Origin of the sequence: Qingshengfaniella alkalisoli (genome assembly GCF_007855645.1) — a bacterium.
Classification (GTDB): Bacteria; Pseudomonadota; Alphaproteobacteria; order Rhodobacterales; family Rhodobacteraceae; genus Qingshengfaniella; species Qingshengfaniella alkalisoli.
In genome coordinates, this window is record NZ_CP042265.1 from 339,664 (window position 1) to 364,209 (window position 24,546).

22 protein-coding genes are annotated in these 24,546 nt (G+C 57.9%); 15 read left to right on the forward strand and 7 right to left on the reverse strand.

The window, feature by feature from the left end; genetic code table 11:
• Positions 1–25: 25 nt before the first annotated feature.
• The 4 genes from FPZ52_RS18065 to FPZ52_RS18080 all read right to left on the reverse strand — a co-directional run bounded on the left by FPZ52_RS18065 (position 26) and on the right by FPZ52_RS18080 (position 4,138).
• Positions 26–1,303, reverse strand: coding sequence for a TRAP transporter large permease (locus FPZ52_RS18065; protein WP_146366993.1), 1,278 nt, complete (start codon positions 1,301–1,303; stop codon positions 26–28).
• Positions 1,300–1,833, reverse strand: coding sequence for a TRAP transporter small permease (locus FPZ52_RS18070; RefSeq protein ID WP_146366994.1), 534 nt, complete (start codon positions 1,831–1,833; stop codon positions 1,300–1,302). Before FPZ52_RS18070 ends, FPZ52_RS18065 begins: the two co-directional genes overlap by 4 nt.
• Positions 1,834–1,964: 131 nt before the next feature.
• Positions 1,965–2,696, reverse strand: coding sequence for a FadR/GntR family transcriptional regulator (locus tag FPZ52_RS18075; protein WP_146366995.1), 732 nt, complete (start codon positions 2,694–2,696; stop codon positions 1,965–1,967).
• Positions 2,693–4,138, reverse strand: a complete 1,446-nt coding sequence (locus FPZ52_RS18080) for an FAD-binding oxidoreductase (RefSeq protein ID WP_146366996.1) — start codon at positions 4,136–4,138, stop codon at positions 2,693–2,695. The genes FPZ52_RS18075 and FPZ52_RS18080 overlap by 4 nt, the downstream gene beginning before the upstream one ends.
• Before the next feature lie 119 nt (positions 4,139–4,257).
• Here FPZ52_RS18080 and denD point away from each other — a divergent pair, with 119 nt between their 5' ends.
• The 9 genes from denD to FPZ52_RS18125 all read left to right on the forward strand — a co-directional run bounded on the left by denD (position 4,258) and on the right by FPZ52_RS18125 (position 15,393).
• Positions 4,258–5,241 carry a D-erythronate dehydrogenase gene (gene denD, locus FPZ52_RS18085; RefSeq protein WP_146366997.1) on the forward strand — a complete coding sequence of 328 codons (984 nt, stop codon included), beginning with the start codon at positions 4,258–4,260 and terminating at the stop codon, positions 5,239–5,241.
• Complete coding sequence (locus FPZ52_RS18090; RefSeq protein WP_146366998.1) at positions 5,241–6,131, forward strand: NAD(P)-dependent oxidoreductase; 891 nt, start codon at positions 5,241–5,243, stop codon at positions 6,129–6,131. Before denD ends, FPZ52_RS18090 begins: the two co-directional genes overlap by 1 nt.
• The gene (locus FPZ52_RS18095; RefSeq protein ID WP_146366999.1) at positions 6,128–7,903 is read left to right on the forward strand and encodes an IlvD/Edd family dehydratase; all 1,776 of its coding nucleotides are present in this window, start codon (positions 6,128–6,130) and stop codon (positions 7,901–7,903) included. The genes FPZ52_RS18090 and FPZ52_RS18095 overlap by 4 nt, the downstream gene beginning before the upstream one ends.
• Positions 7,904–8,074: 171 nt before the next feature.
• Positions 8,075–10,405: a glucose/quinate/shikimate family membrane-bound PQQ-dependent dehydrogenase gene (locus FPZ52_RS18100; protein WP_146367000.1), complete on the forward strand. Its 2,331-nt coding sequence runs from the start codon at positions 8,075–8,077 to the stop codon at positions 10,403–10,405.
• Between the two features lie 76 nt (positions 10,406–10,481).
• A complete protein-coding gene (locus FPZ52_RS18105; RefSeq protein ID WP_146367001.1) occupies positions 10,482–11,783 on the forward strand; it encodes a PQQ-dependent sugar dehydrogenase in 1,302 nt (433 codons plus the stop codon).
• Between the two features lie 16 nt (positions 11,784–11,799).
• The gene (locus FPZ52_RS18110) at positions 11,800–12,774 is read left to right on the forward strand and encodes an ABC transporter substrate-binding protein (RefSeq protein ID WP_420851738.1); all 975 of its coding nucleotides are present in this window, start codon (positions 11,800–11,802) and stop codon (positions 12,772–12,774) included.
• A gap of 1 nt (position 12,775) precedes the next feature.
• Positions 12,776–13,525, forward strand: coding sequence for an ABC transporter permease (locus tag FPZ52_RS18115; protein ID WP_146367002.1), 750 nt, complete (start codon positions 12,776–12,778; stop codon positions 13,523–13,525).
• The gene (locus FPZ52_RS18120) at positions 13,522–14,127 is read left to right on the forward strand and encodes an ABC transporter ATP-binding protein (RefSeq protein WP_146367003.1); all 606 of its coding nucleotides are present in this window, start codon (positions 13,522–13,524) and stop codon (positions 14,125–14,127) included. The genes FPZ52_RS18115 and FPZ52_RS18120 overlap by 4 nt, the downstream gene beginning before the upstream one ends.
• Positions 14,128–14,220: 93 nt before the next feature.
• Positions 14,221–15,393, forward strand: a complete 1,173-nt coding sequence (locus tag FPZ52_RS18125; protein ID WP_168201416.1) for an MFS transporter — start codon at positions 14,221–14,223, stop codon at positions 15,391–15,393.
• Here the strand turns inward: FPZ52_RS18125 and FPZ52_RS18130 are convergent, their stop codons facing one another.
• From FPZ52_RS18130 to FPZ52_RS18140, 3 genes are read right to left on the reverse strand one after another with little or no spacing between them, the layout of a single operon-like run.
• Complete coding sequence (locus FPZ52_RS18130) at positions 15,394–15,795, reverse strand: hypothetical protein (protein WP_146367005.1); 402 nt, start codon at positions 15,793–15,795, stop codon at positions 15,394–15,396.
• Positions 15,792–16,697 carry a hypothetical protein gene (locus FPZ52_RS18135; RefSeq protein ID WP_146367006.1) on the reverse strand — a complete coding sequence of 302 codons (906 nt, stop codon included), beginning with the start codon at positions 16,695–16,697 and terminating at the stop codon, positions 15,792–15,794. Before FPZ52_RS18135 ends, FPZ52_RS18130 begins: the two co-directional genes overlap by 4 nt.
• A 1-nt stretch (position 16,698) precedes the next feature.
• On the reverse strand, positions 16,699–18,555 hold the full coding sequence (locus tag FPZ52_RS18140) for a peroxidase family protein (protein ID WP_146367007.1): 1,857 nt from the start codon (positions 18,553–18,555) through the stop codon (positions 16,699–16,701).
• Positions 18,556–18,736: 181 nt separating this feature from the next.
• On the opposite strand from FPZ52_RS18140, the gene FPZ52_RS18145 reads away from it, so the two are divergent.
• From FPZ52_RS18145 to FPZ52_RS18170, 6 genes are all read left to right on the forward strand, one after another.
• On the forward strand, positions 18,737–20,116 hold the full coding sequence (locus FPZ52_RS18145) for an FAD-binding protein (protein WP_146367008.1): 1,380 nt from the start codon (positions 18,737–18,739) through the stop codon (positions 20,114–20,116).
• Between the two features lie 6 nt (positions 20,117–20,122).
• Positions 20,123–20,536 carry a hypothetical protein gene (locus FPZ52_RS18150; protein ID WP_146367009.1) on the forward strand — a complete coding sequence of 138 codons (414 nt, stop codon included), beginning with the start codon at positions 20,123–20,125 and terminating at the stop codon, positions 20,534–20,536.
• Between the two features lie 3 nt (positions 20,537–20,539).
• Complete coding sequence (locus FPZ52_RS18155; protein WP_146367010.1) at positions 20,540–22,075, forward strand: c-type cytochrome; 1,536 nt, start codon at positions 20,540–20,542, stop codon at positions 22,073–22,075.
• A 9-nt stretch (positions 22,076–22,084) separates the two neighbouring features.
• Positions 22,085–23,032, forward strand: a complete 948-nt coding sequence (locus tag FPZ52_RS18160) for an alpha/beta fold hydrolase (RefSeq protein ID WP_146367011.1) — start codon at positions 22,085–22,087, stop codon at positions 23,030–23,032.
• Complete coding sequence (locus tag FPZ52_RS18165; RefSeq protein WP_146367012.1) at positions 23,025–23,867, forward strand: EthD domain-containing protein; 843 nt, start codon at positions 23,025–23,027, stop codon at positions 23,865–23,867. Before FPZ52_RS18160 ends, FPZ52_RS18165 begins: the two co-directional genes overlap by 8 nt.
• Positions 23,868–23,964: 97 nt before the next feature.
• Positions 23,965–24,435 carry a nucleoside deaminase gene (locus FPZ52_RS18170; RefSeq protein ID WP_205758645.1) on the forward strand — a complete coding sequence of 157 codons (471 nt, stop codon included), beginning with the start codon at positions 23,965–23,967 and terminating at the stop codon, positions 24,433–24,435.
• The last annotated feature ends 111 nt before the right edge of the window (positions 24,436–24,546 follow it).

Below are 24,546 nucleotides of genomic sequence, written 5' to 3' on the forward strand. Positions count from 1 at the left end.
TCCTCATCGAAACATTGATTGGACGTCAGATCAGCCAGTTCAGCGGCACCAGAACGATACCGGGGAACAGGACCAACAGGATCAGCACCAGAATTTGCGCCAGCAGGAAGGGGAACACACCCCAGACGACCTGCCCGAGAGGCACCTTGGACACGGAGCTGACCACGTTTAGCACAACACCGACCGGCGGCGTGATCAGGCCGATGCAGGTGTTCATGATGAACAATACGCCGAAATAGACCGGATCAATTCCCGCCTCCTTGATAATGGGCATCAGGACAGGGGACAGGATCAGGATGGTCGGCGCCAGATCAAGTGCCGTGCCGACCACAAGGACGAGCGCCATGATGACCAGAAGAAGCAGCTTCGGACGGTCGATCAGTGGCTCGATCAGACTGCCGAGTTCAGCAGGAATATTCGCCATGGTGATTAGCCAAGCCGACACAAGCGCGGCGGCAACGAGGAACATCACGACTGACGTGGTCTTGGCGGCCTGCAGAATGACCCGGTAAAGATCGCTGAATTTCAGTTCCCGATAGACGAACAGCCCGACCAGCAACGCATACACGGCAGCAATCACTGCAGCTTCGGTTGGCGTGACGATCCCAAAACGGATGCCGCCCAAGATGATAACCGGCATGCCAAGCGCCCATGCTGCATCCGCAGTGGCGCGAAGACGCACTTTCATCGGCTGACGCGGCAGGGTTTCAATGTTGTCCTTCTTGACAACCAGCAGCCAAGTGAAAACCAGCACCAGCCCCATCAACAGGCCGGGAACGATCCCGCCCATGAACAGCTTGGTGATCGAGACATTAGCCGCGACACCGAAGATGATGAAGGCCAGCGACGGCGGGATGACCGGCGCAATGATGCCACCCGCAGCCATCAGACCAGCGGAACGCGGCACGTTGTAGCCGGCACGCGCCATCATCGGGATCAGGATGGATGCCAGCGCGGCGGTATCGGCGGCGGCAGACCCGGATAGTGACGCCATGATGATCGCAGAGATGATCGCGACGATCCCCAGCCCGCCACGAATGTGGCCGACGCAGGTTAGGGCAAAGTTGATGATCCGCTTGGACAAGCCGCCGGAGTTCATCAACTCACCCGCGAGAATGAAGAACGGAATTGCGAGTAGCGTGAAAGTATCAGCGCCGGAAATCATCTGCTGCGCGACGATCTGCGTGTTGAACATCCCCATGTAGCTCATGAGGATCACGCCGCAGAACATCAGGGCGAAGGCCACGGGCAGGCCAATGGCCATGGACCCCAGAAGGGTGCCGACGAATACGACTAAAGTCATTCTCCGCGCTCCATCAGCTGTTCAATAGTGTGTTCCCCGGCGAAGGCAGAAATTTCGTCATCCGTCACACGACCTGTCACGATGCGGAACAGGCGCTCTGCGGCTATCAAGAACATCATTCCGCCGGTGAACATGCCTACTCCGAACACCCAGCTCATACGAAGTCCGGATACAGGCGCATGCATGGTCGCGTTGATTGGCAGTTGTTTCCATGTGCCAAGAAAGAAAATTGCCGAGACGAGCATGATCAGCACGTTGACCAAGATCATGCAGGTGATGCGCCCCTTTCGCGACAGGCGTGAAACAAGCGTTTCGATCCCCAGATGCGATCCTTCGCGGAACGTCACGACGGCTCCGATGAAGGTGAGCCACACGAAGAAATAACGTGACAATTCCTCGGAGACGGTGACGCCAGAGTTGAACCCGTAGCGAAGCACAACGTTCAGAAAGACCATGACCACCATGCCGCTGAGCAACAATACCAGCAACAATTCGAGAAAACGGTAAAACAGATCGACTGTTCTTTGCATTTCTCCCCCCGTTTGCCCCGAAGGGCCGTTTCTCTGCCGGCGGTTCCGAATCCCACCATGTTGGGCAGAGGTAAAAGATGTCCGACAACCTAACAAGTAAAATTCGCGCATCGAAGCAATCAGGTGCCGGGCTACAGGCCGTCCTCCAAGAATTCCATTTTCAGAGAGACACGTTGTGCGGCAGAAACCAGGTGCGTTTTCATGACCTTGCGCGCTTCTTCTGCGTTGCCGGAGGCAATGGCATCGCGGATGGCGGTGTGCTCTGAGATCGTTGCCGAGACCACCGCCTTCATGCCTTCACGTTCTCGTGCGGTCACGATGGCCTGCCCGATGCGCTGCGCAATGAAGCCCAAAACGGCCGGAAAGTATTCATTGCCTGTGGCTTTGGCCAGTATCTCGTGGAATTTCAGATCTGCGGCGATCCCTTCTTCTTCCCACTTCTTTGCACCCGACATGATCGCCAGAGCGTCGTCGAGCGCTGCCAGCTGGGCGTCTGTCCGGTTGCGCGCGGCCAACCCCGCCGCAGAAATCTCCAACACCAACCGCAGTTGATAGAGGTCGCGGAAGCGTTCGATATCCGTCAGCCCATCCGCCGCGATCCGAAGCGTTTCGCGCTCTGCAGGCAGGGTAACGAAAGCCCCGACGCCTTGGCGAGATTCGACCAGCCCTTCGTTGCGCAAATGAGCGATAGCCTCTCGAATGACCGAACGGCTGACGGCGAAGCTATCGGCAAGGCTGTGTTCGGTCGGCAGTTTGTCGCCAGGTTGCAGATTGCCTGCCTCGATCTCGGCCCGAATCCCGTCTGCAACACGCCCGGGCAATAGGTTCTTGCGGCTTAGGCTGGAGAAGTTCGGGCCGCTCATGGCGTCGCCTGTCGGGAAAGCTGGCAGCCGGGATTCATGCGCAACTCAGGATCAAGCGCGTGCTTGATGCGTGAAATCAACTCCAGATTGGCATCAGGAAGATGCGCCTCGAAATCCGCTTGTTTCAAACGCCCAATCCCATGTTCTGCCGAGATCGACCCTTTGAAGTTGTACAGCACCTCGTTCGCGATCTTCTTCGACTGATCGATCCGCATGTCACATTCGTCGCGCGACAGACCTTTTGGGGGCAACACATTCAGATGGACATTACCGTCGCCAACGTGCCCATATGAAACACAAACACAGTCGGGCAGCGCGGAAGTGATCGCGGCCTCTGCCTCTGTGATGAACGCCGCCATCTGAGCGAGTGGCACCGAGAAGTCCGTTCGCATATGTGGCCCATGCAGGGCCTGCCCTTCGTTCATGCCTTCACGAATGGCCCATATGCTTGCCGCCTGCGCGCGTGATGCGGCGACGGTACCGTCCAGCACAAGTTCGTCTTCCATAGCTCTTTCCAGGAAACGCGCCAGCAGATCAGCAACATCCACCAATCCGCTACCCGACAACTCGATCAGCGCATACGCGGGGAATTCGTCAGAGACAGGGATGGGGAGGTCAGGAATCGCGGCTTGAGCGAGGCTGAAGGCAGAGGGCGGCAACAACTCGAAAGCTGACATCAGGTCGCAGCAATCCACCCGTGCACGCCGATAAAGCTGGATGACGTCATTCAACGACCCAAGGGCCACCAAGGCAGTTTCCACCTGAGTCGGTAGGGGCGACAGTTTCAACGCGACTCCTGTGACGATCCCCAATGTGCCTTCTGCGCCAATGAACATCTGCTTCAGGTCAATCCCACGATTGTCCTTTCTTAGTGAGTTCAGCCCGTTCCAGATGGTCCCATCCGGCAGAACAACCTCCAGCCCCAGAACGGATTCACGCGTCATCCCATAGCGCAGGACATTCACCCCACCGGCATTGGTGGATACGTTCCCGCCGATCTGGCAGCTGCCTTGCGCCCCAAGCGCCAGCGGAAAGAACATCTCCCGCTCGGCCAACTGGTCCTTCATCTCACTCAGGACGCAGCCTGCATCAACGATTGCGGAGAAGTTTTCGGGGTCTATGTGGCGGATCTTGTTCATCCGCTCCAGTGAAATTACGACTTGACGCTTGGGGTCGTCCGGCACAGCACCAAGCACCAAGCCAGTATTTCCACCCTGTGGGATGATATCGAGGTCCAGGTCCCGACACAGCTTGACTGCTGCTGCGACCTCTTCGGTTGAACCCGGACGCAGCACCGCGACGGCCCCGCTGACAACGTCTTTGTGCCAGTCACTGACATAGCGCTCCATATCCTTCGCATCGGTCCAGATTGGCATTCCGTCCAGCTGTTCTCGCAGGATTTTCTGCATATCTTCGCGAACCAATGTGGCGCTCCTCGTCATGTATTCCCCCCAAGCGGTTTTTTGAATCAGTTGGACAGTGCGCCCTGAACTGGTAAGTCTGCACATGGTTATCAGACAACCCTACATCTAGGCAACTTCATAGACAGAAAGAACGAAGCATGCATATCGCCATTATCGGGGCTGCGGGTATGGTCGGCCGGAAGCTCACGCAAAGACTGGCCGCAGAAGGCACACTGGGGGAAACCGCTATTTCCGAGATGACGCTGGTCGACGTGATCAAAGCGGATGCGCCCACAGGGTTCGAGGGTAAGGTTACATCAGTCGCATCGGATTTTTCGCTCGCAGGCGAAGCGGAAAAACTTGTCGCAACCCGTCCGGATACGATCTTCCATTTGGCCGCCATCGTGTCGGCGGAGGCGGAAGACGACTTCGATAAGGGTTACCGCATCAATCTGGACGGCACCCGAGCGCTGTTCGACGCAATCCGAGTGGCGCATATGGAAGACGGCTATCAGCCGCGTGTGGTATTCACATCCTCCATCGCCGTGTTTGGCAAGCCCCTGCCTTACCCGATCCCGGACGACTTCCACACGACCCCGCTAACCAGCTACGGCACCCAGAAGGCAATCGGGGAACTTTTGTTGTCTGACTATAGCCGCCGTGGGTTCTTCGACGGTATCGGCATCCGGTTGCCCACGATCTGCATTCGTCCGGGCAAACCCAATAAGGCGGCTTCGGGCTTTTTCTCGTCCATTCTGCGCGAGCCGCTGGTCGGGCAGGAAGCTGTATTGCCAGTGGATGAATCCGTTCGCCACTGGCATGCGTCGCCCCGCGCGGCAGTGGGTTTTCTGCTCCACGGGGCGACCCTTGATCTGGCAAAGGTTGGCCCGCGCCGAAACCTGTCGATGCCGGGCCTAAGCGCTACGGTGGGCGAACAGATCGAAGCCCTGCGCCGGGTCGCTGGTGACAAGGCTGTTGCCCTGATAAAGCATGTGCCGGACGAGAAGATCATCGCAATGGTCGACGGTTGGGCACCGGGGTTCGAAGCCGACCGCGCGACAGAGCTTGGATTTTCCGCCGAAACCAGCTTCGATGAGATCATTCAGGCACATATCGAGGATGAACTGGGAGGAAGCCTGTGATGTCTAAACCATCCATTGCCTTTCTGGGCACGGGGCTGATGGGGGCGCCGATGGCACGCCGCCTGTTGGCTGCCGGCTATGCGGTCACGGTCTGGAACAGAAACCCGACGAAAGCGGAGGCGCTTGTGTTGGATGGCGCGACGCTCGCCGCAACGCCGGCGACCGCCGTAGAAGACGCGGATGTCGTGTTCACCATGCTTTCGGATGGTCCGGCGGTAGAAGACGTCCTTTTCTTGCAAAAAGTGGCGGGATCGCTCGCTGAAGGGACAATCTTCGTCGACACCAGCTCCATTGCTCCGGCTATTGCACGTGACCACGCCAAACGTCTCGCAAAACTTGGTGTCCGCCACATTGATGCGCCCGTCTCTGGCGGCGTGGTGGGAGCCAATGAAGGATCGCTGGCCATCATGGCTGGCGGCGACGAGACGGATGTGAAGGCTTTATCCGATGTTTTCGCTGCCTTGGGCCGGGTGACTTATGTCGGTCCGTCCGGAGCAGGTCAGATTTGCAAGCTGGCCAACCAGCAGATTGTCGCGACGACGATTGGCGCGGTGGCCGAAGCGATGATTTTCGCCCGTGCGGGTGGGGCTGACCCGGCCGCGTTTCGCGACGCGATCCGCGGGGGCTTTTGCGAGAGCCGCATTCTGGAACTCCACGGCGGGCGCATGGTGCGTCGCGATTTCGAACCCGGCGGCCCGTCGCGCTTGCAGCTCAAGGACCTGAACGCCGCGCGTGACGTGGCAGACGCAAACGAACTGACCTTGCCGCTTGCGGATACGGCGCGTGCAGCATTTGACGCTTTTGTCGAAGGCGGCGGTGCTGAAATGGATCACAGCGCACTTCTCGTCTACCTTGAACAGATCAACGCCAAGTCAAAGGCCCTGCAATGACTCAGCCAAAACGCCGCCTGCGCTCGCAGAACTGGTTCGACAATCCCGACCATATCGACATGACCGCGATCTACCTTGAACGGTGGATGAACTACGGGGTTACGCCCGAAGAGCTTCGTTCCGGCAAACCAGTAATCGGTATTGCACAAAGCGGCTCCGACCTGACACCGTGCAACAAGATTCACGTCGACCTTGTGAAACGGGTGCGAGACGGTATCCGCGATGCGGGCGGCATTCCCATCGAGTTTCCCACGCATCCGATTTTCGAGAACTGCAAGCGCCCGACCGCCGCGCTGGATCGCAACCTCGCCTATCTGGGACTGGTCGAAATCCTGTATGGCTACCCGATCGACGGAGTCGTGCTGACCACCGGCTGCGACAAGACCACTCCGAGCGCGCTTATGGCTGCGTCGACCGTCGATATCCCGGCGATCGTATTGTCGGGCGGGCCTATGCTCGATGGCTGGCATGAGGGCAAGCTGGTCGGGTCCGGCACCGTGATCTGGCAATCGCGCCGCAAGCTGGGCGCCGGCGAAATCAATGAAGAACAGTTCCTTGACGCTGCCATGGGGTCCGCGCCGTCGCTCGGTCATTGCAACACGATGGGCACGGCCAGCACGATGAATGCAATGGCCGAAGCCTTGGGGATGTCATTGACCGGCTGCGCCGCGATCCCGGCACCGTATCGTGAACGGGGGCAGATGGCCTATCGCACCGGCCTTCGCGCCGTGGAACTCGTCAACGAAGACATCCGGCCATCACAGATCATGACGCGCGAGGCGTTCCTGAACGCGATCCGCATCAACACTGCGCTTGGTGGGTCCACCAATGCGCAGCCGCATCTCAACGCCATGGCCAAACATGCGGGTGTCGAGCTGAACACGACCGATTGGGAAAAGCACGGTTTCGACATCCCGCTACTGGCGGATGTACAGCCCGCCGGACGCTGGCTGGGCGAGCGCTTCCACAGGGCAGGGGGCGTACCTGCGATCATGTGGGAACTGTTGCAGGCGGGTAAGATCGACGGTGCCCTCCCAACCGTGACGGGCAAAACCGTGGCGGAAAACCTCGAAGGTCGCGAAAGCCAGGATCGCGAAGTGATCCGACCCTATGCCGATCCTCTGGTCGAACGAGCCGGATTTCTCGTACTCAAGGGCAACCTGTTCGACTTTGCCATTATGAAGATGAGCGTGATCTCTGACGATTTCCGCAAACGTTTTCTTCAGGTGCCAGGTAAGGAAGGTATCTACGAGGGAAAGGCGGTCGTCTTTAACGGGTCGGAGGAATACCACGAAAAGATCAACGACCCATCGCTCGGCATCGACGAAAACACCATCCTTGTGATCCGTGGCGCTGGCCCGAAAGGCTGGCCCGGAAGCGCCGAAGTCGTCAACATGCAGCCACCAGATGCGCTGTTGGCAAAAGGTATCCAGAGCCTGCCGACGATTGGAGACGGTCGCCAGTCCGGAACTGCAGACAGCCCGTCAATCTTGCACGCCTCGCCGGAAAGCGCCGCGGGCGGTGGACTGGCATGGATCAGGAACGGCGACGTGATCCGCATCGACTTCAACAAGGGCGAATGCGACCTACTGGTTGACGATGCAGAATTGGCAGAACGCAGGAAGGATGGCATCCCACCTGTCCCTGCCGACGCGACGCCATGGCAGCAGATCTACCGCGAAAGGGTGACGCAGCTCAGTGACGGGGCGATCATGGAAGGGGCGGATAATTTCCGCCAGATTTCCAAGACGCCGCCACGTCACAATCACTGAACGACATGCGGAGCTTCGGTTCCGCATTCGTCCAAGTCACTGCCCCAGCCCGTTGCGCTTTCGTAAGATTCATGCCTAAGTGCCTCGTATAAAATCCGATTTGGCTATTCGGCAGAGGCCGCGCGCCTTCACTAGGACCGTTCGGGCATTTGCAATGCGGAAGAGGCTCTTATGCTACATTTGATCACAGCCATCATCTTCGCACTTCTCGGGACAGTCTTGGGAATAGGCGGAGTTTGGTTGGCCGCTTTGGGTGGGAGCTGGTACTATGCGGTGGCAGGCATTGTCTTTCTGACTTGCGCCTGGTGCACTTTTCAGCGCGACTCCCGCGTATTCTGGATATACTCGGCCTACATTCTCGGGTCTTTGGCTTGGGCTATCTGGGAAATCGGCTTCGATTGGTGGCAACTTGGCGCGCGCGGCGGCCTGATCGTGCTTCTTGGGCTTTGGCTCTGTCTTCCGGCCATTCGCCGCGGCATGCACGATGGCCGTTCCAAGGCGATTATCCCGCTCGCCTTGTCGAACGCGCTTGCCATCGTGATCGCCGTTATTTCCATGACCCAGAACGTGATCGATATACCCGGTCGATTGCCGGAAGCGGTCGTTACGCCCGATCCGGCGTTGGGCGATGATTTTGGACCAGAGGACTGGCACCGCTACGGACGCACCCAATATGGGCAACGCTACAGCCCGCTGGAACAAATCACACGTGATAATGTCGCGCAACTGGAGCTGGCATGGCAGTTCCAAACCGGTGATGTCAAAGGACCCGATGACGTCGGCGAAACGACCTATCAGGTAACCCCCCTCAAAATACGTGATACGCTTTATGTCTGCACACCGCATAACTGGGCAATCGCTATTGATGCTGTGTCCGGAGAACAGAAATGGAAATTCGACGCCAACTCCGGGCTGGAGCCCGACCGCCAGCACCAAACATGCCGAGGTGTAACCTACTGGAAGAACCCCGACATTGATGTTGGCGATCCCTGTGCCGAGCGTGTCTATCTGCCAACCGCTGATGCGCGGCTGATCGCGCTGGATGCGGCTGACGGTAGTGTCTGTGATAGCTTCGCGGAAAATGGCACGCTACATCTGGAACGCGGCATGCCCTTCAACCCGGCGGGCTTTTACTATTCAACATCGCCGCCCATCGCGGTGGATGGCAAGCTGATCATCGGCGGCGCCGTAAATGACAACTACTCCATCTACTCGCCATCGGGCGTGATCCGTGCGTTCGACATCCTTACAGGCGAGTTGCTCTGGAACTGGGACTCCGCGAATCCCAACGACACCACGCCGATCAATATCGCGGACGGCGAGACCTATACGGCCAACTCACCGAACAGTTGGTCGGTGTTCTCCGTCGATCCGGAACTAGGCATGGTTTATATCCCGCTTGGCAATCAGGTTCCGGACCAGCTTGGTATGGGCAGAAGCGACGCGGTAGAAGCACATTCATCTTCGGTCGTCGCGCTCAACGTCGACAGCGGACAGCAGGAATGGGTGTTCCAGACGGTCCATCATGACCTATGGGACATGGATGTACCCGCGCAGCCCGTTCTGCTTGATCTCACCGCTGAGACTGATGAGAATATTCCGGCACTTGTCCAACCGACGAAGCAAGGCGATATCTATGTTCTGGACCGTCGAAATGGTGAACCTTTCCTACCCGTATCGGAACGCGACGCACCTGGCGGAGCCATTCCCGAAGACTTCACGGCCCCGTCGCAACCGGTGTCCAAGCTGACCTTTGAACCGCGCCCGCTGCGCGGACGTGACATGTGGGGCGCGAGCCTGATTGACCAGATGATCTGCCGTATCCGGCTGCATCGCTATAGTTACGAGGGACGCTATACCCCGCCGTCACCCAAGGGTACGATTGTTTACCCCGGCAACTTCGGTGTATTCAACTGGGGCTCAATCGCGGTCGATCCGGAACGTCAAGTGATGTTCGGCATGCCGACCCATCTTGCTTTCATTCAGCAACTTATCCCTGCTGAGGATCTGCCACCGCTTGATCCCGAAGCGAAAGGAAGTGAACACGGCGTGAACCGCAACGAGGGCGCGCCATATGGTGTTAATATGCATCCCTTTCTTGGCCCTCTGGGTGTTCCCTGTCAGGCCCCCCCATGGGGATATGTTGCTGGAGCTGATCTGCGTACCGGGGATATCGCCTATCTGCGCAAGAACGGGACGATCCGTGACATGACGCCTCTGCCACTTCCGTTTGAACTGGGAGTGCCGGGCATTGGCGGTCCCATCATCACCAAAGGTGGCGTCGCGTTCCTTGCAGCGGCAGTGGATGATTATCTGCGGGCATACGACCTGACGACCGGCGAGGTGCTGTGGAAAGGTCGGTTGCCTGCCGGCGGCCAATCTACACCGATGACTTATGCCGTTGACGGAACACAATACGTCGTAATCGTCGCCGGCGGCCACGGCTCGATCGGCACGAAGCCGGGCGACTATATTCTGGCGTACAAACTTCCCAACGGCTGATCCTGAAAATTGGCCGAGGGCGCTTCCATGCCACAGCGCTCTCGTTTAGCGTGAGCGCAAACACGGGAGAGACTTCATGGGATTATCGAGCAGCTTCGCACGCGTCGTTGCCATGATTGGCGGCGGCATGATCTTGCTTCGCCGCTGGCAGGGCGCGGATACAGATACGCAGGCATTCGGATCGCAACCCAAAATTCCCGAAGCGCGGCCACAGGGTATTCCGACGTTGAAAATGCCGTCGGCGCGCGGCTGGAAGGGCGACGAAAAACCAGTCGCCGCACCGGGATTGAAGGTCAATGCCTATGCCCGCGACTTCGACCATCCGCGGTGGATTCACGTGTTGCCCAATGGTGATGTCCTCGTTGCCGAGTCGTCGGGTGTTCCGGGGAAAATCCGTTCCGCATTCGACTATGCGATGGTTACAACGATGCAGCGCGCCAAAGCCGCCGGTGTCAGCGCCAACCGGATCACGCTTCTGCGTGACAAGGATGGAGATGGTGTTGCCGATGTCCGAAAGACGTTCATCGAGAACCAGCCCCAGCCTTTCGGCATGGCAATGACAGACGGTACCTTCTACGTAGGAAACACCGACGGTGTTATGGCCTTCCCCTATGAAGATGGCGCCGACAAGATCACCGGCAAAGGACGCAAAATCGTCGACTTCAAGCCTGGCGGTCACTGGACGCGTAGCCTGCTGCTCAGCGCGGATGGCAAAAAGCTTTACGCAGGCGTGGGCTCTCTCAGCAACATCGGCGATGAGGGGATGGAGGCGGAAGAGGGGCGCGCCGCGATCTACGAAATCGACCTACAATCAGGTGACAGCCGCATCTTCGCATCCGGGCTACGCAATGCTGTCGGGATGGCATGGGAGCCAAGCACCGGCGAGCTGTGGACGGTCGTCAATGAGCGTGACGGGTTGGGAGATGAGGTGCCGCCCGATTACCTGACCTCGGTTAAGGACGGTGGGTTCTATGGTTGGCCACTATGCTATTGGGGACAAATCGTCGATGATCGGGTGCCGCAGGATCCTGCCAAGGTTGCCACCGCGCTCCAGCCCGATTACGCCTTGGGCGGGCATACGGCTTCTCTGGGTTTGTGCTGGGTGCCGGACGGAACGCTACCAGGCTGGGGCGAAGGCATGGCAATCGGCCAGCATGGGTCGTGGAACCGCAGTACACTGAGCGGCTATCGCGTGATCTTCGTACCGTTCAAGGATGGTAAACCGTCGGGTCCGGCAAAAGACATTTTGACCGGCTTTCTCGCGCCTGATGAAAAGTTTTCCTATGGTCGGCCCGTCGGTGTGACATTGGGACCGGACAACTCGCTTCTAGTGGCCGATGACGTTGGCGACGTGATCTGGCGTGTGACGCCTGAGTGACCGGGCCATGATCACGTTGCGCGTGCTTCACAAGCTTTTGCCAACCATCGCACTGGTGATGGGCTGGTCGTCTTTGTGGGCCGAACCTCTACCAGTGATCCACGTGGGGGTTCTTGAAACAGGGACCGTAAACTGGGAAATGAAAACCATCCAGTCGCGCGGGCTTGACGAAGCGAATGGCTTCCGACTGGAGGTGCTTGGGCTGGCTGACGGGGCCGCCACACGCATAGCCCTTGCAGGTGACGCCACGGACGTGATCGTGACCGATTGGATCTGGGCGGCGCGTCAGCGGGCAGAGGGCAAAGAATACGTCGCGTTCCCGTATTCCAAGGCAGTTGGGGGCATACTCGTACCGGAATCCAGCGACGCACAAGCCTTAGTGGATATCAAAACAGGCAAGATCGGGATCGCGGGCGGACCATTGGACAAGAACTGGCTGTTATTGCGGGCGTTCGGAATTCAGGAACATGGCTTCGACATCGCCGAGACGAGTGAGCAGGTATTCGGGGCTCCACCATTGATCTACAAGACGGGGATTAGTGGCAAAACCGATGCGGCCGTCAATTTCTGGCACTTTACCGCCAAGATGCAGGCCGCTGGGATGCGCGAACTTGTCTCTGTCTCTGAGGCGGCGCGGTCGCTTGGCCTGGATCCGAATACGCCCTTGCTGGTCTACTTGTTGAAGGAAGATTTCGCAGCAGCGCACCCTGAACTGGTGGTTGGACTATACCGCGCGTCTCGCGAGGCGAAAATCATCCTGACAACCGATGAACAGGTTTGGAACGATCTGCGTCCATTGATGAACGCCGCGAACGATACTGAGTTTCGGTCGTTGCGCGATGGTTTTGTGGAGGGTATTCCGCCACCCGGCAACGTCGATGAAACCGCAGCGGCACGGATGCTGAACCTGCTGGCGGAATTGGGTGGTGAAGACCTCGTCGGGCGAGCCAATGAATTGCCCGAGGGGTTGTTCCTGCGCTTGCCGCACTAGGATGACCAGGTACAAATTCGCCCGTTTTGGCTCAATCTGCGCACTGCTTGTCCTCTGGTGGCTGGCTGCGGTCTGGACCGGTGATCCATCGGTGCTGCCGTCGCCTGCCGCGCTGGTAGGTCCGATGCGGCAAGAAGTGATGTCCGGCGAACTTCCGACCCATCTGGGCCACACCCTGCTACGCGTCCTGTGGGCGTTTTGTCTGGCCTTGGTGCTGGGAACTGGCTTGGGTTATGTGATGGGGCGTAACGCGACCGTGGATAGCTGGCTCGATAGCTGGCTGGTCGTGTTTCTGAACCTGCCCGCGCTGGTCCTGATCGTGCTGTGCTATCTGTGGATCGGGCTGAATGAAACGGCGGCTATCGCTGCTGTCACGCTGAACAAGATCCCAAACGTCGTGACGATCATTCGAGAAGGTGCGCGGACGTTCGAGGCACGGTTGGAGGATTTAGCCCAAGTATTCGGTATGTCCCGCTGCGATCGCGTGCGTCACATCCATCTGCCGCAGCTCGCACCCTATTTTGCAGTAGCGGCGCGTTCGGGTTTGGCCACGATCTGGAAAATAGTGCTCGTCGTTGAATTTCTAGGTCGTTCCAATGGGATAGGCTTCAAAGTGCATCTGTATTTTCAGCAGTTTGATGTGCCGATGGTGCTGGTCTATTCACTATCCTTTATCGCGGTCATGCTGGTTGTCGAGGTGCTCTTGCTTCAGCCGTGGGAACGCGCGGCCCGTCGCTGGAGAACCGCATGATAGATATTGCTATCCAAAGCAAAAAATTTGGCGCGCGCGAAATCCTAAGAGACATTAGCTTCTCGATGAAAGTCTCTGAAAAAATAGCCATCATCGGCCCGTCAGGCGTAGGAAAGTCCACATTGCTTCGCATCGTGGGTGAAATTGACAACGACTTCGATGGGGCGGTCAGCACGGTTCAAAGCAAAGCGGTGGTATTTCAGGAGCCCAATCTCCTGCGTTGGCGCCGTGTCGGGCAAAACCTGACGTTGCTGAACAAGGGACTTTCGGGCTCGCAGGCGCATGAGATGCTTGAGCGTGTCGGGCTAGCGGGAGCAGCAGACCATTTCCCGGATCAGTTATCGTTGGGCCAACAGCGGCGCGTCGCACTGGCACGTGCTTTTGCCGGTCGCCCCGAATTGTTGATCATGGATGAACCCTTCGCGTCGCTGGACCCCGACACATACGAGGCGATGCTGCGCCTTACCGAAAGCATGCTGGCGCAGTTCCGGCCTGCGCTGCTGCTTGTGACCCATGACCGGACCGAGGCCAAGCGTTTAGCAGATCGCGTCATTGTGTTGTCCGGGAATCCGGCGTCGATCTGCGAGGTGGAAGCAGTCTAACGTTCCGATGATTTTTCGTCGCACGCCGGGTTGCATTCCGTATCAGTTCAGGTCGTGATGCGCGGGTTCAGACATGCGCTGAGAAGGATCACAATGACCGATATCCAATCCGGACCTAAGGACCGCTTTTTCATTCGCGCGGTATTCTTCGTTCAGCCGCTGCTGCTGGGGGCCTGGTTTCCCCGTATCGCCGAGCTGCAGCAAAAGCTTGACCTTGGCCCGGCAGATTTGTCGTGGGCACTGATCGGGATGCCCATCGGTTTGCTGATATCGCTAATTTTCGCAGGACGGCTGGCGGATCGCGTCGGCGCAAAACCGTTGTTGCTGGTTTCTCTGCTCGGCTTTTTCGTTGCGATGCCATTCGTACCGACCGCGCAGTCGCAATGGGGTCTGTTTTACTTCCTGATGATGGGTGGGGTATTCATGGCGGCCGTCGAGTTGGCCATGAACGTCATGGCCGACCGGATCGAGCGGTACGGCGACCGGCTGATCATGGCGGGATGTCATGGTTTCTGGAGCCTTGGCGTGCTCGCAGGCGGGGCCGTATCTACCATCTTCGCACATCAAGGCATCGGACCCTTCGCGTCGCTGCTGACGATAGCCTTGGTGATGGTGGTACCAGCGCTGTACGCCGCAACCGGTTTGCGAGAACTGCCCGCCATCGAAACCAAGGCGAAGACCAGACATCCGTCAACGCGTCCCGGTTGGCCGGTCTTTGCAGTGTGCCTGTTTACGGGCGGTATCGCGTTGGCTGAAGGTGCGATGGCGGATTGGGCGGCTGTCTACCTGACCGATGTATTTAATGCGTCGCCCGCTGCTGCTGGGTCCGGTTATCTGATCTTCGCTTTCGCGATTGCCTTCGGACGCTTCAATGGCGACTGGATTCGGCAGAGATTCGACACTGTTCGTGCGGCGCGTCTGTTCGTGCTGACCGCGTTGATCGGTCTGGCGTTGCTGGTCTTTGCAGGCAACCGCTCCGTTGCAAGCCTTGGCTTTGGGCTGGTTGGGCTTGGGCTTTCCTCGGGCTTTCCGCTAGGCGTGTCGGTTGTGTCTGGGCGTCCCGGCCGATCTTCCGCAGCTAACGTGGGGCTATTGTCTCAGATCGCATTGGCCGGTTTCCTGATTTCACCACCATTGATCGGGCTGGTCGCAGAATCGCACGGGTTACGCGTCGGTCTCGCAACTGTCGCCATCGCGTTATGCATCAGCCTTGTCATGACGCGCGAGTTACGAGATCGGCCTGCTCAGACGGCGCTGAAAACTTGATCACGGTCGTGCCTGCAGTACAGCGATTACCATTGTCCGGAAACCGACATAGAGCGTGACGGCAAAGACCATCTCGATCAGTGCGAAGAAGTTGAACCCGGCCGTGAGGAACAGGGCAGTCAACGCGATCAGGATGCGGGCTATGACACCGAGAACGATGGCCAGGCGGTAAAGCTCGGCCTGTAGAAGCGCCGGGACATGCATGATTGCAAAAGACAACAGCAGTGCGCCGCCAAGCCGGCTCGTTTCATTCACATCGCCAAGCACCCAAGTCGGGCAGACCATGGCAAGCAATCCCAGCATGCCTTCAACAACCAGAACCAAAAGCAGTAGCCGACGAAAGTCCTTCGCACGAGCTTCGGCTGCCTGCCGGGTTTCGGATTTCGAAAGGGATGCAATCATGGCAGTGCTCCGGTGCGGTCCAGTCTCTCACCCATCGCGCGCGCCCAGACCTCCGCGATCATTCGGGGCACGAAGCTGTCTGCGGGGCATTTGCTCCAGCTTCCGGATAGAAATGCTGTCGAAAGATCCAGATGCGCTTCTGCCGCTTGTCGCGTTCTGAGAATGACAAGCCCCCCCGCCTTCATGGGCTGCCCGGCGACGGTGCAGGGGGTTTTCACCTGACGCAGAACACTGTCTGGTGCGGTGATCGCGCGGGCAAGAACGGCGCGGGTCGATAGGCTTCGTTGTAGGTGACGGTCGGCCATGACCATTCGCAAGGTTTCCAACGCTCGGACCAACGTATGCACGGCGATTCCGGTGGCGTGGATCGCCGCTGGGTTGTCATGCACAGGATGGCCCAGGCGCTTTTGCGCGCGCGGTACGGCCTCTGTCGCGGCCCAGAGCGCCCGTCGCAACGGATTGAAACTGCGCAGCGAGGCGTCAAGAACTTGTGCGGCGCGCCAAGTATCGCGTGTTGCGACGTAGTCCTTGTTGAAAGCCGATCCCACTGCCTGTTGGGCCAGCAAGCCCAAGGGGCGTTTGGTCCGGTCCAGGGTGTAGTCCGCCAGCGCGTCTAAGGTCGCGGTGTCCCATGCTGCCTGCTTGCGGTTCAGCCGTTTGGCAAGTTTGGCCTGCGAGGTCTGCCGATCCTCATCGTCGCGCGGAGCGGCAGATGGCAGCAGCCGGTCGCCGATCCGCAGGTTTCTGTGCATGCGTCGGGCGATGAGTTCGTTCAGAATGGATCCGTCAACGCTTGAAAAACGGCGATCCAGCGCGGGATGTTGTGCGGCTTCGGCAATGTCCGACGGGGTCGAGAGGATCAACAGGTCCGCGATAGCTGGGATGTGAACGCGGCGTACCATCTTAAGCCCCCCGCGCCCACGGAAAGAACGGATTTCGGACGTCGGAGAAATGCCCTGCCAGACCAGGCGCATGCCGCGCCAGAACGTCGAAAAACCCGTTATTCTGCACCCAGTCGAAGCCGACCTTTGTATAGATTTCCGGGGTGAAGTCGTCGGTGAAGAACCGGTCGCTTTTCAGCCGTCGCGAGGCCATCACGATGAAGATGCGGAACGCGGTATCCGAGAAGCCGAAACGAGGCGGCCAGTTTCGCGCTGATCCCGCCTCCGCCAGACAGCCGATGAGCAAATCGACCCGGTCGACGGTGCCGTAGACCTCTTCGAGCAGTTTCTGATCGTCCTTGTTGTCGGTGATGTCTGCAAAGGTTTTCGGCGGGCGACACCCGATCAGACGACGGAAATCGGCATAACGCGGAACACCCCTTTCGCGGTCGCGAAACACGTCGACAGCGGCAAGATCGAGGAAAATCCCGTCTTCCGGATTCTTGTCGATCCGACGCAATAGCTCAGGAAAATTGTGCAGGCACATAGCGCCGGGATGCTCCGTCGCCAGCGAATAGAGCACGTCGTTGAAGCTCAACTGGTCATAGAGCTTACGTGCATTTCCGAAGGCAACACCGTTCAGATCCGTTTCCAGTCTCATGCCGTCATCATCGGCGCTGCGAAAGGTGAAATCATCCGGCAGCAGGCAGTGAAGGCGGTATACCGAGGTGAATTCCTCGGTCATCGCATAGGGCACGTCATGATGATCCTTCTGTGATCCGGGAATGCCCCCAATGACCTCGCTGTTGGAAATACGCCCGAAAGCACGCGTCAGTCGCTCGCCCGTCAGCCCCCAGAAGTTGCCGCGCATCGCCATGCGACCAACGGGGCTGTCCATCAGGGCAGGGGTCCATTCAACTGTGTGTATCTTCGCCATCAACGCCGCGTTCACGAGACGTGCTTTCTGGAAAACCCATTCGCCATCACGATACGGGTATTCGGCGCGAAGGCGTGCGGCGATAGCGTTGTGTTCGCGGGCAAACAGGGTGTGGAGCACCGACAGCCCCGCCCACCAGTTGCCGTTAACTCCCGACAATTCCTGCCCTGGTCGCTTGTCCTGAAGGCGATCATCGAGCGGCAGCAGGCCGTTGTTGTCGAGATAGAGCGTGCCGTCATCCAACCGCTTACCATCCGGTGTCGTCCGAAGCCGCTCCATCAAGGACCAGCTAGACCCGTAAAGCTGGGACCCGTCCCACCAATGGGTTTCGATATTGCAAAAGGTGTCGGGGCGTCCGTCATCGGCGGGGCTGACATTGTCTTTCGGGCTGGTGGCCAGAACGGTCATCTTTCTGCCGGGCCAATCGTCACCTTCCGGCAAGGGAATCTCCCGGACCTTTGTCTTGTCGTTCGCGCCGTGCCCCAGCCAGTCATGCACCATGAACTGTATCCACGCCGCAGCCAGCAGGTTGAGGTGCGGCACAGGAATGAACTCCCTCCGCGCCATCAGCTTGTTCGAAACCAGCCGGGGACTAGGCGACATCAAGCGATCTTCGGCTTCGCAGAACCCGTCGATCAGCGGAACGTTGCGACCGAAGCGCTGCCCGGCGCGGCCCATCCAGGGCTGGTCGAGGTCATTGAAGCTGCCGTCGGGTGTGCGAAATTCGCGGTGATCAAAACCCTCGGGAAGACCCGGATCGTCGCATTTTTCCAGTGCCGGTGGTGCTGTTTCGGTGTCGGACAGGTTCCCGTTACGCAGATTGACCCGATGTCCGAGCACGATCCCTAGGGCCACTGGAAAGGGAAATTTGTGCCACGTCGCCAAGCGGTCGGTCCGACGCGCAACCCATCCCAGAATCTTGTCGAGAACCTCTTCTGCCATGATGCCGTATCCTTGATCCAGCCCATTTCGCCACGCGCAAGGGCCGCTTTATCGCCAGTATGCACGACTCGCCCTCTTCTGTTAACCTAGCGTAAGGCAACAGCAAAGGCAGGATAACCTGCCTAGCACGGATGCCGAAGCTGAGGTCGAATTGATAAGGCGACAGAGAACGGGGGCGTTCATGGTTCGGAAGGTTCAGAATTGGAAACGCGCGATCACCTATCATGCCCATTCGGTGCAGCAGGTGACGAGCATCGGGGACATTCAGGCCATCGTCAAAGACAAGGGCCGATACCCGGGTCCCGTGCGGGTGAAGGGATCACATCATTCGACGACGAAATGTGTGGTGAATGAAAATGGCACCGTGATCGATATGCTGGGCCTGAACAAAATCCTCAAGATCGACAAGGAAAATCGCACCATCACAATGCAGGCCGGCGTCTTCCATATAGATGCGGCCAAGGCATTGGAAAAGGAAGGGCTTCAGTTTTACGTCAATTGCGAGATCGGCAATCTGACGGTCGGTTCAGGCGCGTGCGGCGGTACCAAGGACGCATCTTTTTATGACGAAGTCGAAGGCGGCTGGGAATATGGTCAGGTAGCCGCGTACTGCATCGGCGCGAAGCTTGTCGGGTACGACGGCGAGGTGTTCGAAGTCACGGAGGCCGACACTCCCGATCTCATGGCGGCAGTCCGATCATCCTACGGCATGTTGGGAATCTTGGTCGAGGTCACTTACCGGGTGAAGCGCATCAATGCGATGGCAGTGCGACATGTATCCTATGATGTTAAGGAATTCGCCGATCAACTGGACGAACTGATCGCGACAAATCAGTCGATCATGCTGTATCTCTTTCCGTTTCTCGACAAGGTCGTTGTCGAATATCGATACGATGCCCCGGGCAAACCGGAATCGGGTAGTTGGCAGTGGAAAGTTCGTAACTACACTTGGAAGACGCTGTGGCCCTTCGTGTCGCACCTGTTATATTACATTATTCCGTTCAGGCGCATTCGCAACTGGTTGCTCAATCAATTGAACCGCGTGACAGTCTGGTTCATGGCGACCATCCTGAAGGATGTGAATTCCAGCCCTGCCGACCAGATCATTCGCTATCCCGAAACCGCTGGCTTTGCATCCTACACTTTCTCGATCTGGGCCTTTCCGAAGGAGAAATACGGTCAAGCGATCCTCGACTATTTCGAGTTCTGCAAACGATACAACCGCGACAACCATTTCCGCTGCGACATGCTGAATGTGGGCTACCACATCATCCAAGACAGGCAATCGCTGTTTTCCTACACGCGCCGCGGACCGGTTCTGACGCTCGACCCGGTGGCAACCGGCGTTCCGGGTTGGGAAGGGTTCCTGATCGCGTATAACGAGTTCTGCTCACAGCATGACGGCACGCCGCTGTTCAACCAGACGGGGTCAATCACGCCACTTCAAACGCAGAAAGCTTTTGGAAAAGAAATCAAGCAGTTCCTGAAGCTGCGGAAGGAATATGATCCGCAGGACCGCTTCTACACCCCGCATTTCCGCTGGCTGTTTGAGGGAGCTTGAGGGCCGATGTATAGCAGCTATCGCGCACTTGGTTGGCTTCGGTTCCTCGTTGGGCTGGGATTTGTGCTCAACCTGTTGTTCTTCCTGCCCGGATTGTTTGCACCGCGATATCTGGAAAACCTTCGTGACTTCGGGATCACCAACACGATTCACTGGCTGCAGAATGTCGGCCTGCTGCTTGCCATCATCACCGCGATGTATATCCCGGTCATCCGCGACCCGTTTCGATATATCTTCATCACCTATCTGGTTGTAGCTGGCAGGTTCGCGGCCGGATCGTTGTTCGTTCTTGGGTATCTGTTCATGGATTACCCGGACGGGATGCTCCTGCTCGGCGGGCTAGACCTGCTTCTGTCCACAATCCAGGCGGTAGTGCTGAGACAGGCGCTGTATGACGGCGATCCACGCGCGGAGTGGTAGAAAATGGAGTTGTTTGACCGCGCCACCCCGCAAGAAAACAGGCTTTCCGCGTCGCGATTGACCTGGTGGATGATTGTGGTCGTGATCACCTGGGTACTTGCGCTTCTGCTACTCGATACCTTCGCGCCGAACCGGCCGGTGAAACGCGAAAGCGAACTGGATCATTTTTATTACGGTTCGATCGGGTCGGACATTTCCGGTGGCTTGCCGGTCAGGGTGCTGCAGGTTCTGCCCGCCACTTTTCCGCAGTACCTGCCTCAAGACGCACCGCATGACCTGACAGCCTTCGGGTTTATTCAGCAATCGGGGGAACCGCTGCCCATAGGCTTCTCAACCCGTCGCCAGTTGATCGACCGTACAGCGATGAATTGCGCCACCTGCCACACGGGGGTCGTGCGTGAAAGCGCTGACACCGACCCCCTGATCCTGCCCGGCGCTCCAGCTAACACGGTGAACCTCCAAGCCTATTTCCGGTTTTTGTTCGATGTTGCCGCCGACGAAGACTTTACGTCCAAAACGATCACTGATGCGCTGGAAGATCAGGGGCTTGATAGCCCTCTTGATTGGCTGCTCTACCCAATCATCATTCCGCGAATGCGAGCGGAACTTCTGGCCCGGCAGGAACGCAATGCGTTTCTATTCGATCCGGAATACCCCGCCTTCGGACCCGGTCGCGTGAACACATTCGATACCTTCAAGGTTGACCAGTTGGCGCCTTACTATGCCGAGCACACCATTCACATTGAGCCGAAAGAAATGTTCGGCAACGTCGACTTCCCGTCAATCTGGAACCAGAGACCTCGCGAGGGGCTGGCTTTGCACTGGGATGGCAACCAGACATCGGTACGGGAACGGAATTTCTCGGCGGCGATTGGCGCGGGCGCGCGACCCGAAGACATGGATATCGACAGCCTGTTTCGCATCGAAAACTGGCTGCGCGACCTTCCGCCGCCCAAATACCCATTTGAGATCGATGCTGCGCTCGCGCAGAAGGGCGAAAGCATCTATCGAGAGTATTGCCACGACTGCCACGACTTTACGGGCCGCTCGATTGCGAAGGTGATGTCTTTGACGGAGATCGGCACCGATCCCTATCGCAGCTACAGCTATACTCAGGATCTGCTGGAAGCGCAGCAGGATTACACTGAAGGATATTTCTGGGCGTTCGAGAATTTTTCGGTGACGGCTGGCTATTCCTCCCATCCGCTCGACGGCATCTGGGCCCGCGCGCCTTATCTGCATAATGGCTCTGTCCCGTCGCTTTGGGATCTGCTGTCGCCGGAAGGAAACCGCCCGGTCGCATTTGAGCTAGGCGTGGAAGTCTACGACCCAATCCGAATGGGTTTCGATTCCGAACGGCTGGCCCCGTCAGATGACGGATATCGTCGCGCGGATGGTAAACTCTATGATGGCGGGCGGTTTATTCTGGACACGCGGCTGAAGGGCAATGGAAGTCAAGGGCACAGCGGCAAGCGGTTTGGCACGGCGTTATCGGATTCCGAGAAACATGCCCTGATAGAGTACCTTAAAACGATGTGAGGCTTGTCGATGAATGCTTTGATCCTGATCCTGCTGATCTTCGCTCTTCTGCTGGCGGTGTCGTTCATCGTGGAGTTTCAGCGTCGCGTGCCAGACATCCCGACGCGCCCCGATTGGCTGCCCGAAGATGCACGGCTAGATTTCGTGATGGTGGACGGCAATCGTTTGCGACGGGTGAGGGCGGGAAAGGGGCCTCCCATACTTCTGCTGCATACGCTGCGGACCCAACATGATCTTTTTGCCAAGGTGCTGCCCGATCTCGCCAAGGACTATGAAGTTCACACAATCGACTTTCCCGGCCACGGCTTTTCGGCGATCCCCGATGTCGACTACGACCCGGATCTATTCATCGACGCCGCTCGTGGCTATCTGGACCTGATGGACCGAAACGACGTTACACTGCTCGGCGAGTCCATAGGCGGGGCGGTCGGGCTTCTGCTGGCAGCGGAGCACAACCCGCATCTCGCACGAGTCGTTGCCGTCAACAGCTATGACTACGACAAAGGACGGGGTATCTTGCGAGGATCACGCCTCTCATGGTTGATTTTTTCTTTGTCCCGATTGCCGGTGATTGGTGGACTCGTCTGGCGATTCCGCTGGCCGCAGATATTCGCGCGGGTGATAGAAAGCAGCGTATATGATCCGACCTGTCTCGACCCCGATCTGGTGGCGCAAATGCACAGGTTGGGAAATCGTCCGGGACATTGCCGTGCGTTCATATCGCTCATTCGGAATTTCCCGAATTGGGAAAATCTACGCCAGCACTATCCGGAGATTTCAGTGCCCGTGGTCCTCGTCTATGGGGAGCATGACTGGTCCAGCCGGAAAGAGCGAGTTGCGGCGCATGACCTGATTCCCGGCGCAGAAATGGTCACTGTCGCGGGCGCGGGCCATCTGATGTCCTTCGAAAAGCCCGAGGCGGTGATTGCGACCGTGCACGGTGTTGACCATGGATGACGGAGCCGGCCTCATTCTGTTCCACCGGCGCAGGCCAAGCTTGTCGCGCAGCGCGTTCCTTGATGATTGGGCCCGCCGCCGCGCATCGCAAGTTAATGGTCCGGGACTTGGTCTGACCCGCTATGCACAATTGCATCAGGTCTCGCGGTTGCATCCCATCTATCTGGCAGGACGCGTGAGCAGAAGCTGGCCCGTCATGTGCTTGCTCGCACTATTGAACAGACGGACCCTGCCATCGCCACGCCCGTGCCGCGCCGGGTGGGATATTGTAGAGTTGTTCGAATGGTCACGTATAGCGGACATGAGAAAAGCACTTCAATCGGATGCTTTTCAAAGGTTTCAAACCGACGGGGCGGACGGCATCAGACGTGCTACTGTTTCCTCCATGGCCTGGGTATGCTCGCGAAACGCGGTAACAAGTGCTACAGAGGTGGCGAGAGCAGCAAGCGTTTACGCAATTCATCCGCGAAAAAGTCTGGATATAACGGAGATGCGTGACTACTGGCTTAGTGCGCACGGACCCTTTGTCGCCGGACTTCAAAGTAAGATAGGGTTCAGCAGCTACGATCAGTTTCTTCCTGATGTAACCCCAATGCGGATGCCACATCCGGTGTTCTCACAGACCCCGGCAGGCATTGCGTGGCTCGGTTATCCGACTTTTGGGCAAATTTGCAAGGGGTTGGTTTCGCCGCGCAGCTTTCTGGCAAATCTACGGTTGGTTATAGATGAGGCACGCTTCATCGATGCGGGACGGGCTGATCTCGCGGTGGGGCATGTACGCTTCGCTCAAAGCTGGCCGGATGAAGCGTTGCGCAACCCCGCGCCTAAAATCTAGGCAAACGTATATCAGTGCCAGTCGAAACGAATACGTTCCTTGAGATCTGCTTGTTTCTTGAGGGAGTTTGTACATTAGCAAAACGAAGGAATACATCTTGCCAAACGATCTAGATCATCTCCGAGAGACCATACGTATCGCTAACGACAGCCGAGCAAGCGGCAATCATCCTTTCGGAGCGATCCTCGTAGGGCCAGAAGGGAAGATGTTGATTTCGGCAGGCAACACTTACAGCGAGGACCGAGGGGTCGGACATGCGGAGACAAATGTTGCCCGGGAGGCCGCCCAAACCTACGACGCTGAGTTCCTGGAACAGTGCACCTTGGTCACGTCGGTGGAGCCTTGCTGCATGTGCGCGGGGGCATGCTATTGGGCGGGAATCGGAACGGTCGTCTTTGGGTTGACCGAAAAGAGGTTGGCAGAGTTGACTGGCGACAATCCAGAAAATCTTACCCTAGATCTAAGCTGTCACATCGTGTTCGAAGCAGGCCAACGACAGGTCACAGTACGAGGGCCATATCCGGAACTGGAAGCGGAGATCGTCGAAGCCCATAGCGACTTCTGGTAGCCTATCCTGTTATTGACTTAACAAGAAATTTAAACTCGCCTCTAACGTAACCGCCCGATGACGCATTTTCTGTTGGAGATATTTATTGCCATAATCACAATTATTGAAAAT